Annotated in this window: 9 protein-coding genes; 4 read left to right on the top strand and 5 right to left on the bottom strand. The window is 38.3% G+C overall.

Annotated elements, in window-relative coordinates; genetic code table 11:
• Nucleotides 1-140: 140 nt before the first annotated feature.
• The 5 genes from lpdA to ACERJO_RS05720 form a co-directional block, all read right to left on the bottom strand.
• The gene (gene lpdA, locus ACERJO_RS05700) at nucleotides 141-1550 is read right to left on the bottom strand and encodes a dihydrolipoyl dehydrogenase (protein ID WP_373646844.1); all 1410 of its coding nucleotides are present in this window, start codon (nucleotides 1548-1550) and stop codon (nucleotides 141-143) included.
• Nucleotides 1551-1553: 3 nt separating this feature from the next.
• Nucleotides 1554-2825 carry a dihydrolipoamide acetyltransferase family protein gene (locus tag ACERJO_RS05705; protein WP_373646845.1) on the bottom strand — a complete coding sequence of 424 codons (1272 nt, stop codon included), beginning with the start codon at nucleotides 2823-2825 and terminating at the stop codon, nucleotides 1554-1556.
• Nucleotides 2826-2901: 76 nt separating this feature from the next.
• The gene (locus ACERJO_RS05710) at nucleotides 2902-3879 is read right to left on the bottom strand and encodes an alpha-ketoacid dehydrogenase subunit beta (protein ID WP_247103755.1); all 978 of its coding nucleotides are present in this window, start codon (nucleotides 3877-3879) and stop codon (nucleotides 2902-2904) included.
• 3 nt (nucleotides 3880-3882) lie between these two features.
• Nucleotides 3883-4968, bottom strand: coding sequence for a pyruvate dehydrogenase (acetyl-transferring) E1 component subunit alpha (gene pdhA, locus ACERJO_RS05715; protein WP_373646846.1), 1086 nt, complete (start codon nucleotides 4966-4968; stop codon nucleotides 3883-3885).
• 607 nt (nucleotides 4969-5575) lie between these two features.
• Nucleotides 5576-6226: a YkyA family protein gene (locus ACERJO_RS05720; protein WP_247103753.1), complete on the bottom strand. Its 651-nt coding sequence runs from the start codon at nucleotides 6224-6226 to the stop codon at nucleotides 5576-5578.
• Nucleotides 6227-6553: 327 nt separating this feature from the next.
• On the opposite strand from ACERJO_RS05720, the gene ACERJO_RS05725 reads away from it, so the two are divergent.
• From ACERJO_RS05725 to rnjA, 4 genes are all read left to right on the top strand, one after another.
• The gene (locus ACERJO_RS05725) at nucleotides 6554-6664 is read left to right on the top strand and encodes a YjcZ family sporulation protein (RefSeq protein WP_373646857.1); all 111 of its coding nucleotides are present in this window, start codon (nucleotides 6554-6556) and stop codon (nucleotides 6662-6664) included.
• A gap of 200 nt (nucleotides 6665-6864) precedes the next feature.
• On the top strand, nucleotides 6865-7413 hold the full coding sequence (def, locus tag ACERJO_RS05730) for a peptide deformylase (protein WP_247103747.1): 549 nt from the start codon (nucleotides 6865-6867) through the stop codon (nucleotides 7411-7413).
• Between the two features lie 373 nt (nucleotides 7414-7786).
• The gene (locus ACERJO_RS05735) at nucleotides 7787-7996 is read left to right on the top strand and encodes a DNA-dependent RNA polymerase subunit epsilon (RefSeq protein ID WP_035341958.1); all 210 of its coding nucleotides are present in this window, start codon (nucleotides 7787-7789) and stop codon (nucleotides 7994-7996) included.
• Between the two features lie 3 nt (nucleotides 7997-7999).
• Nucleotides 8000-9667 carry a ribonuclease J1 gene (gene rnjA / locus ACERJO_RS05740; RefSeq protein WP_247103745.1) on the top strand — a complete coding sequence of 556 codons (1668 nt, stop codon included), beginning with the start codon at nucleotides 8000-8002 and terminating at the stop codon, nucleotides 9665-9667.
• Nucleotides 9668-10223 lie beyond the last annotated feature (556 nt).

The following is a 10223-nucleotide window of genomic DNA, read 5'->3' on the forward strand; positions in this document are numbered from 1 at the left end:
TCCAAATCAAAGGAAAATAGGGTATTCCGAAAGAGACAATTAATCTTTCGGAATACCCTTCTTCTATCGAGTTAACAATACTTTCTTACCCTCAAACGAAAGTACGGAAACAGATTCACTGTTTCCGTACGGCTTTACCTTTATTTCACAATGTGAATAGGTGTACCAAGTGCAACTTCAGCTGCTTCCATTGTAATCTCACCTAATGTTGGATGAGCATGAATGGTTAATGCGATATCTTCTGCTGTCATTCCTGTTTCGATTGCTAAACCAAGCTCTGAAATCATATCAGAAGCATTAGGCCCGGCAATTTGTGCTCCAATGACAAGACCATCTTCCTTACGTGTTACAAGCTTCATGAAACCGTCAGCATCATTTAATGATAACGCACGTCCGTTAGCGGCGAATGGGAATTTCGCTGCAACTATATCAAAGCCTGCTTCTTTTGCACCTTCTTCATCATATCCAACACTTGCTAATTCAGGCTCCGAGAAGACAACCGCTGGAATCGCTAAATAGTCAATTTCCGACTTTTCACCTGCAATAGCCTCAGCTGCAATTTTACCTTCATAAGATGCTTTATGAGCAAGAGGTGGTCCGTCTACAATGTCACCAATTGCAAAGATGTTAGATACATTTGTGCGTAATTGCTTATCAACCTTAACAATTCCACGATCTGTCATTTCAACTCCGACTTGCTCTAGGCCAAGTTCATCTGTGTTTGGTCTACGTCCAACAGTGACAAGGCAATAATCCGCTTCGAATACTTCCTCTTTGCCATTTACTTCAGCCGTTACTTTCACACCATCTTCTGTCTCTTCTACACTTTGAGCCATCGCTTCGAATTTGAAATCAACATTATTCTTCTTAAGACGGCGTTCAACAAGCTTAGCCATTTGCTTCTCAAATCCACCAAGAATTTGTTTCGTTCCTTCTAGAACAACAACCTCAGTGCCCATATTTGAAAACGCACCTGTTAGCTCGATCCCAATATAGCCCCCACCAATGACAACCATTTTCTTTGGTACTTCTTTAAGAGCAAGTGCACCCGTTGAATTAATAACTCGCTTCGTATATTTAAATGCTGGAATTTCGATTGGACGAGAGCCCGTTGCAATAATACAATTTTTGAAATTGTATGTTTGAGCGCTTGACTCATCCATAATACGTACAGAATTCTCCGACGCAAAATATGCTTCACCTTTGACAATCTCAACTTTGTTCCCTTTTAACAAGACTTCAACTCCACCTGTTAATTTCTTAACAACGGATGCTTTCCACTCTTGAACCTTATCGAAATTAATGGAAACATTTTCAGCAACGATTCCCATATCTTCAGAAGCTTTTGCTTGATGATAGCGATGTCCTGCTGAAATAAGTGCTTTTGATGGGATACAACCTATGTTCAAGCAAACACCACCAATATCACCTTTCTCAACAATTGTTACTTTTTGTCCTAACTGCGCTGCGCGAATAGCAGCAACATATCCCCCAGGACCTGAACCAATGACTAGTGTATCTACTTCGTTCGCGAAATCTCCTACAACCATCTGTTACCCCTCCATTAATAGTAATTGTGGATCATTTAACAAGCGTTTCACATGATTAAGTGCATTCTGTGCTGTTACTCCATCAATTAGACGATGATCGTAACTGATAGAGAGGGCAAGAACAGGTGCAGCAACAATTTCGCCGTCCTTCACTACAGGCTTCTCTTCAATTCGACCAATACCTAAAATGGCTACTTCTGGGTGATTAATAACTGGTGTAAACCACAAGCCACGCGCAGAACCTACATTTGAAATCGTCGCGCACCCGCCCTTCATTTCATCACCGCTTAATTTAGCATCACGAGCTTTAGCCGCAAGCTCATTAATCTCATCAGCTAATGCGAAAATCGATTTACGATCTGCGTCTTTAATAACAGGTACAAATAGTCCATGCTCCGTATCTGCCGCAATTCCAATATTGAAATACTTCTTATAAACAATCTCTTCATTGGCATCATCGATTGAAGCATTAAGAGTTGGGAACTTACGTAATGCAGCAGTTAGAGCCTTCACTACATACGGTAAATAAGTTAGCTTCGTACCTTGCTCTGCAGCAACCTCTTTGTACTGCTTACGATGAGCAACTAATCCTGAAACTTCAACCTCATCCATATGAGTAACATGTGGCGCGGTATGCTTTGAGTTAACCATCGCTTTCGCTATTGCTTTACGCACACCTTTTAAAGGAACACGTTCCTCTAGCTCACCAACAGGAATAGAAGCCGGCTTTGCTGATTCTTTTGCCGTTTTTTCTTCTTTCTCTGCTCCAGCTGCTGGAGCCGCTTGATCACCATTTAAGAATGCATCAATGTCTTCTTTTAATACGCGTCCATTTTTACCAGTACCTGACACATTTGCAATCGTTACGTCATTGTCCCGAGCATATTTACGAACAGAAGGCATTGCGATCACACGAGTGTTTTCAGTAGAGCCATTTTGATCTGTCTTAGGTGATTCTTCTGACTTCTCTTGCTTTTCTGCAATTGGTTCATCTTTTTCCTCTTCTACTGTCTCTTCTTCCTCTGCAGGATTAGCATCTCCAGCATCAATCGTTAGAAGAACATCGCCTACGATTGAAACCGTACCTTCTTCAACTTTTACTTCAAGCACCTTTCCATCAACAGGTGATGGAATTTCTACTACTGCTTTATCATTTTGAACTTCAAGAAGAATGTCATCTTCCTTAATCTCATCGCCTGCCTTTACAAACCACTTAACAATTTCACCTTCGTGAATACCTTCACCAATATCTGGTAACTTAAACTGATATGCCACCTTATGTGCCTCCTTTGTTTCTTAACGATTCGGTAAAAAGGAAAGACAAATATCTTTCCTTCTTTTTATTCATACATTAAAAGTTAATGATTTCTTTTGCTGTTTCAACAATATCTTTGTAGTCTGGTAACCAAACATCTTCCGCTGCAGCAAAAGGATACACAGTATCAGGTGCTGTTATTCTCTTTACAGGGGCTTCTAGGCTCAAGATTGCACGCTCTGTAATCTCCGCCACAACATTCGCTGCAATCCCAGCTTGCTTTTGAGCTTCTTGAACAACAATTGCACGATTTGTCTTCTCAACAGATGCAATAATTGTATCGATATCAAGAGGACTAATGGTCATTAAATCAATAACCTCCACATCATACCCTTCTTTTTCAAGCTCCTCAGCCGCTTTTAATGATGAGTGTACCATCGCGCCATATGTAACAATGGTTAAGTCTTTACCTTCACGTTTAATATCCGCTTTTCCAAGTGGAATCGTATATTCCTCTTCAGGAACTTCTCCACGGAATGAACGGTAAAGCTTCATATGCTCAAGATACACAACAGGATCATTATCACGAATTGCTGAAATAAGTAGACCTTTTGCATCATATGGTGTTGAAGGAATAACAACCTTTAAACCTGGTGTTTGTGCGACGAGTCCTTCTAAGCTATCAGCGTGCATTTCAGGTGTTTTAACTCCACCACCAAATGGAGAGCGCACAGTGATTGGTGACGTTAGCTTGCCTCCTGTACGGTAACGCATACGATTCATTTGACCTGCTACTGAATCAAAGACTTCGAACAAAAATCCAAAAAATTGAATTTCCATCACTGGACGGAAGCCAGTTAAACCTAAACCAATTGCTAAACCACCAATACCAGATTCTGCAAGTGGTGTATCAAACACACGTTCTTCCCCAAATTCCTTTTGCAGACCTTCAGTCGCACGGAACACACCACCGTTTTGACCAACGTCTTCCCCAAACACAAGTACATCTTCATTATTTTTAAGCTCATTACGCATTGCATCCGTAATCGCTTGAATCATCGTCATTTGCGCCATTGGTTACTTCGACTCCTTTGCTGTGTATTGTTCCATTTGCTCACGAAGATTTGCTGGTAAATCCTCGAACATAAAGCCTATCAAATCTGTTACCTTTTGCTTAGGAGCAGCATCTGCTTTCTTTATCGCTTCTTTCACGTCTGCTTTCGCTTGTTCAACAACTTCATTCTCTTTCTCTTCGTTCCAAAGTCCTTTTTCTTCTAAGAATTTACGGAAACGAACAAGCGGATCTTTCTTTGTCCACTCATCATCTAAATCAGAAGATCGATATCGAGTTGGGTCATCCCCAGCCATCGTATGAGGGCCATAACGGTATGTTAATGTTTCAATTAACGTAGGACCTTCTCCAGCTAATGCACGTTTACGAGCATCATTTGTCGCTTTATAAACAGCTAATACATCCATTCCATCGACTTGAATGCCCTCGATACCAGCAGCAACTGCTTTTTGAGCAATTGTTTTTGCAGCCGATTGCTTCTCAACCGGCACTGAAATCGCAAAACGGTTATTCTGAACAATAAATACAGCAGGAGCATTATATGCACCAGCGAAGTTCATTCCTTCATAGAAGTCACCTTGCGACGCACCACCGTCACCTGTATATGTTAATGCGATATTTTCTTTTCCTTTACGCTTAAGCCCAAGTGCAACGCCGGCAGTTTGAACAATTTGGGCTCCAATAATAATTTGTGGGAACAATACATTTAACCCATCAGGCATTTGTCCACCTTCATAGTGTCCACGTGACCATAAAAAAGCTTGATATAGTGGTAGTCCTTGGAATACAATTTGTGGAACATCGCGATATCCCGGCAAGATCCAATCTTCTTTGTCTAACGCAAATTGTGAACCAAGCATTGAAGCTTCTTGTCCAGCTACAGGGGCATAGAAACCAAGACGCCCTTGGCGGTTTAATGAGATCGCCCGTTGATCCCAAATGCGTGTGTAAACCATTCTCTTCATTAACTCTTGAAGTTGTTCATCACTTAGCTCAGGCATCGCTTCTTCATTTACTAACTTTCCATCCTCATCCAAAATTTGAAACGCTTCAAATTGACTTTCAACTTGTTCTAACGTTTTTGTATTCATTTCCACCTTCACCTCTTCCTCAAAAATAAAGAACCTGTTCTGTCGTTCTTAAATGTTTCATTTAATTTCAAGACTATTGACCATTCTCTAGCATAGAATACCCAATCTACCTTTATCCATAACAGTTTCAAGTAGATCTTTTTCATGTCAAAGCCTTAAAGAACTGAAATAATTATCGACAACTGAGACTGTATTAGTAAAACTTTTCAATAACTAATACAATAGTCACCTTCAAAAATAAGTCTAACCTACTTTGTATAAATTCGTCAATCCTTTTGTATCATTGTGTCATTTAACAATTCCTTTCCACCCTAACAACCCTTTTATTTTAAAACTGTGTTATAGATCAATATGTTTTTTTATAATACAGTTTCAAACAGAGTCTTCGTCATATCATTATTATCGTGCTTCACTTTTCTCTTCTTTTTGCGTATTAGCAGAATGACGTTCCACTTCTCATGCTAAAATGGCGTATTTCTTTCTTTTAACACAACGAGGTTCCGTTTAGCACAGCGCCACGTCCTAATAAAAGAAAGCTCGTTCACTCGATAAAAATGCCTTCTATGAGTCATTCTCATAGAAGGCACATATAGCACGTTTATCTGACTCATTCATAGGATATGTTTAAATCTGATGCTTCGTAGAATTTCCTTTTACTCTCATTGTATAAATCGGTTGCCTCATTAAAAGACTGCGTATGCTGATCTACAGATTCATAATGATCATTTACTTGATCGACAAGCCCCTGCAATCGTTCAAGTGTTAAATCTTCATCAAGAAATGCTTCGAATAGATCTTGGTCAGCTTGTGCTGCTTCTTTGTACACTTTATTTAATAAATGATAAGCATCATAACGAGTGTTCATCGTTTCTAATAATGAAGAATATAGCTCTTCCAATTCGGTTTCATTAAACTGATCTTCATATTGTTCAATTTCACTAAATTCATGAAAACTTGCTTCAATGCTCTCCTCTTCAATCTCAACCATCGATAATCTAGTCTCAATCGATTCAAGCGCTTCTTCAATAAGAGGTTCAATTTCGTCTAATTCAGACGTCCCTAACGTTATAACTTCATCAAACAATTCATTTTCTCTTTCCTCAGCATGATAGAGAGATTGTTGTTGTTCTTCAAATGGTCGTTCTAGTTCAACAGCTGTCTCTAAGTGTTCATATACGTCTTGAGCTGGATCCCCACCACAAGCTGTAAGCACGAAACATGCTAGTCCAATTATTAGTAAAAATTGTATGTATTTCACAAAACTCCCCTCCTTCTCACTTTAATATCTAGCTTAACCATACACATCTTTTTTGCCCATGTAAATGTAAACGTTGCTATTATATGAGCGAAGTACAATGAATATGAGCCAGTACAATAAATTAAAATAAACGATCAGAATTGGGCAAACGTCCAACCGCTTATATGTAACATGCATACAGTAATTAGTGAATCGCTACAATGCGATACGCTTATAAAGGAGGAATGGCTCATGTTTGGTTACGGTTACGGTGCTGGTCAACAATGTTGCTATGACCCATGTGGATATGGCTATGGTGGTCAAGTAGCTCCAATGCAATATGGTCCTATGCAATATGGTCCTAGCCACTGCGACAGAGGTGCTGGAAAGGGCTTTGCGTTGATTGTAGTTCTTTTCATCCTCTTAATTATTGTCGGCGCATCAAAATTCGGAGGTTAATTTCTCCTATATTCATCCCCTAATCACGAGAATGTGCACAATTACTTGCCGTAATTGTGCACATTCCCCAATTCGTTTTTTGAAAATTTTTATAACATCAACCTTTGCTTTTTCCTTATTTCACGTTAACATAAGAATACATTAAAGAATGCTTGCCCACTATCCCATTAGTGTTAAAGTTAACAAGGAGTGATACATAAATGATTACAATGAAGGATATCGTTCGAGAAGGAAACCCTATTTTGCGTCAAAAAGCAGCAGAGGTTCCTTTACCTTTAAATGAAGAAGATAGATCACTGTTACAGGACATGCTTGATTTTGTTATTAATAGTCAAGACCCGGAATTAGCTGAAAAACATGACCTTCGCCCTGGTGTCGGATTAGCTGCCCCACAGGTTGGTGTTTCAAAGCGAATGTTTGCCATTCATGCAACGGATGAACAAGACCGTTTATATAGTATGGGCATCGTTAACCCAAAGGTTATAAGTCATTCAGTCGAAGAAAATCATTTAGAAGGCGGAGAGGGTTGCTTATCAGTCGATCGTGATATCCCAGGTAACGTTCCACGCCATTCAAGAATAACCGTTAAAGCAACTACCTTAGACGGAGAAGAAGTAACATTACGATTAAGAGGATTTATTGCCATTGTTTTTCAACACGAATTAGATCACCTTGATGGTATTATGTTTTATGATCGAATTGAGGACTTCTCAGACAAATTAAAACGTCATCTTCCAAAAGGTATATAGCATAAGTTAGGTTGATGCTCTGAAACGTCCATGTGACTTTTTAGAGCATTTTATTTTTCCAAGTTCTTGTTTTTACAAAAATTCCCTTGAACAAACTGACATAAACTAACACATACTACAGAAAAGAACACTATTGTGAAGAAAGGCGGGATCATATGCTAAAAAAATGGAGAAAGCGAATCGTAAACAAATGTAAGAACCTACTCCCAAAGAAACGATATTTTGAAGTTCAACGTTAATGACATCAAAGAAAAAAACGACTACTTGTGAATCATTGACTCTTCTTAATCGAAAATAAAAAAAGAAAAACATGAAATTAGGAAGTATTTACTTTATAATGAACCTATAACCACAATTAAGGAGAGGTAGCTAAATGATTTTTAAAGTGTATTATCAAAATAATTTTTCCGAGGTTCCAGTACGAGAGTTTACGGAATCTCTCTTTATTGAAGCGGAGAGTGAAGCAGAAGTTCGTTTAAAATTAGCTTCACGCCAATATAATATTGAGTTTATTACTCCGATCTCTGGTCCATACTTAGAATATGAACAACAAAAAGAAGATTACAAAGTGGAGAATGTATAATTTATGAAACAAGTTAAAAACAACCAAACAGCCGTATTTGCATTAGGTGGACTCGGAGAAATCGGGAAAAATACGTATGCTGTACAATTTCAAGATGAAATTATTTTAATTGATGCCGGAATTAAGTTTCCAGAGGACGAGCTTCTCGGTATTGATTATGTCATTCCTGATTATACTTATATAGTTAAAAATGAGGACAAAATTAAAGGACTCTTTATTACGCACGGACATGAAGACCATATCGGTGGTATTCCATATTTATTACGATCTGTCAATGTTCCAGTATACGGAGGAAAATTAGCTCTTGGACTTCTGAAAGGGAAATTAGAAGAGCATGGGCTTCTAAGAAGAACGAAGCTACATGAAATTCATGAGGATCAAGTCGTCAAATTTACGAAAACGTCAGTATCCTTCTTTCGCACGACCCATAGTATCCCTGATGCATACGGAATTGTCGTGAAGACTCCACCTGGTAGTGTTGTACACACGGGTGATTTCAAGTTTGATTTCACTCCAGTTGGAGAACCTGCTAACTTAACAAAAATGGCCAAAATTGGTGAAGAAGGCGTACTATGCTTATTATCAGATAGTACGAATAGTGAAATACCTGAATTTACAATGTCTGAGCGAAAAGTTGGCGAAAGCATCGATAATATTTTCCGTAAGGTTGAAGGCAGAGTCATCTTTGCTACATTTGCATCGAATATTCATCGCCTGCAGCAAGTTGTGGAATCAGCTGTGAAATATGGACGTAAAATCGCTGTCTTCGGACGCAGCATGGAATCCTCCTTAGCAATCGGACAAGAATTAGGCTATATTCAAGCACCGAAAAATACATTTATTGAGACATCTCAACTGAATAAGCTTCCTGACAATCAAGTAACGATTCTATGCACAGGGAGTCAAGGTGAGCCTATGGCGGCATTATCACGAATTGCTAACGGAACACACCGCCAAATCCAGATCATTCCTGGAGACACCGTTGTCTTTTCATCATCGCCAATTCCAGGAAATACATTAAGTGTGAGTAAAACGATCAATCAACTTTTTCGTGCTGGCGCTAATGTCATCCATGGTTCATTAAATGATATACACACATCTGGTCACGGTGGTCAAGAAGAACAGAAATTAATGCTTAGACTGATGAAGCCTCAATATTTCATGCCTATTCATGGTGAATACCGCATGCTAAAGATGCATATTCAATTAGCACAGGATTGTGGAATACCCGAACAAAATTGTTTCATTATGGATAATGGAGATGTGTTAGCTCTTCATCCTGAAGAAGCAGGTGTCGTTGGGAAGGTTCCTTCCGGCTCTGTGTATGTTGACGGAAATGGAATTGGTGATATTGGTAATATCGTTTTACGTGATCGCCGAATCTTATCAGAGGAAGGTTTAGTAGTAGTTGTCGTTAGCCTAAATATGAAGGAATTTAAGGTTACGGCTGGCCCTGACTTAATCTCGCGAGGATTTGTCTATATGCGTGAATCTGGAGACTTAATTCATGAATCTCAGAAGCTTCTATCGAATCATTTGAATGAGGTAATGGAGCGTAAAACATCACAATGGTCTGAAATAAAAAATGAAATTACAGATTTACTCGGTCCGTTTTTATATGAACGAACAAAGCGAAAGCCAATGATTTTACCAATTATTATGGAAGTATAATCATCTCTATGAACAGCTCGTTACGAAAGGAGTACCTTACGTAACGAGCTTTTTTTCCTATTATTGAAACAGTTTTGTAGCAATGAAATAGGGTTTGATTAAATTAACTCTATAAACCTTGATAAAATAGCAAATAGAAAAAGCGTGTTTTGAAAAAAGATTGATCAAAACACGCTTTTTCTATATTCAATTGAATCATTCTTTTATAAAAAAGTTTGATCATTTCTATGATCCTTATTCCATTAAAGCGCCCTATGGAATAACCCCTGAACTTCTAACAGCAAGTTTAGTTAAAATATTTTTAATCTCATTATTATCCTAAAACAACGCCTTTTGTTTTATAAGGGGTATAAACAACATTACTTCTTCTAATATTTTTTAACCTCTTTTACAATAGTTCGTTCCACTAATAATTGATAAAAATAAATAACGATTGCTGTTACAACTGACAATATGTAAAAATGTTTAGGTCTCATTTTCTTGAATTCGAATACTCCTACTTTAGTGAAAAATTTTACGATAGGGAATGCGAGAAGATAATCGATTACCATATTTA

Origin of the sequence: Halalkalibacter sp. AB-rgal2, assembly GCF_041821005.1 — a bacterium.
Taxonomy (GTDB): Bacteria; Bacillota; Bacilli; order Bacillales; family Bacillaceae_D; genus Halalkalibacter.

What these genes read in the sequence shown, in the direction of transcription:
- lpdA (WP_373646844.1), bottom strand. Translation starts at nt 1,550, where the DNA reads ATGGTTGTAGGAGATTTCGCGAACGAAGTAGATACACTAGTCATTGGT.
- ACERJO_RS05710 (WP_247103755.1), bottom strand. Translation starts at nt 3,879, where the DNA reads ATGGCGCAAATGACGATGATTCAAGCGATTACGGATGCAATGCGTAAT.
- pdhA (WP_373646846.1), bottom strand. Translation starts at nt 4,968, where the DNA reads ATGAATACAAAAACGTTAGAACAAGTTGAAAGTCAATTTGAAGCGTTT.
- ACERJO_RS05725 (WP_373646857.1), top strand. Translation starts at nt 6,554, where the DNA reads ATGCAATATGGTCCTAGCCACTGCGACAGAGGTGCTGGAAAGGGCTTT.
- def (WP_247103747.1), top strand. Translation starts at nt 6,865, where the DNA reads ATGATTACAATGAAGGATATCGTTCGAGAAGGAAACCCTATTTTGCGT.
- ACERJO_RS05735 (WP_035341958.1), top strand. Translation starts at nt 7,787, where the DNA reads ATGATTTTTAAAGTGTATTATCAAAATAATTTTTCCGAGGTTCCAGTA.
- rnjA (WP_247103745.1), top strand. Translation starts at nt 8,000, where the DNA reads ATGAAACAAGTTAAAAACAACCAAACAGCCGTATTTGCATTAGGTGGA.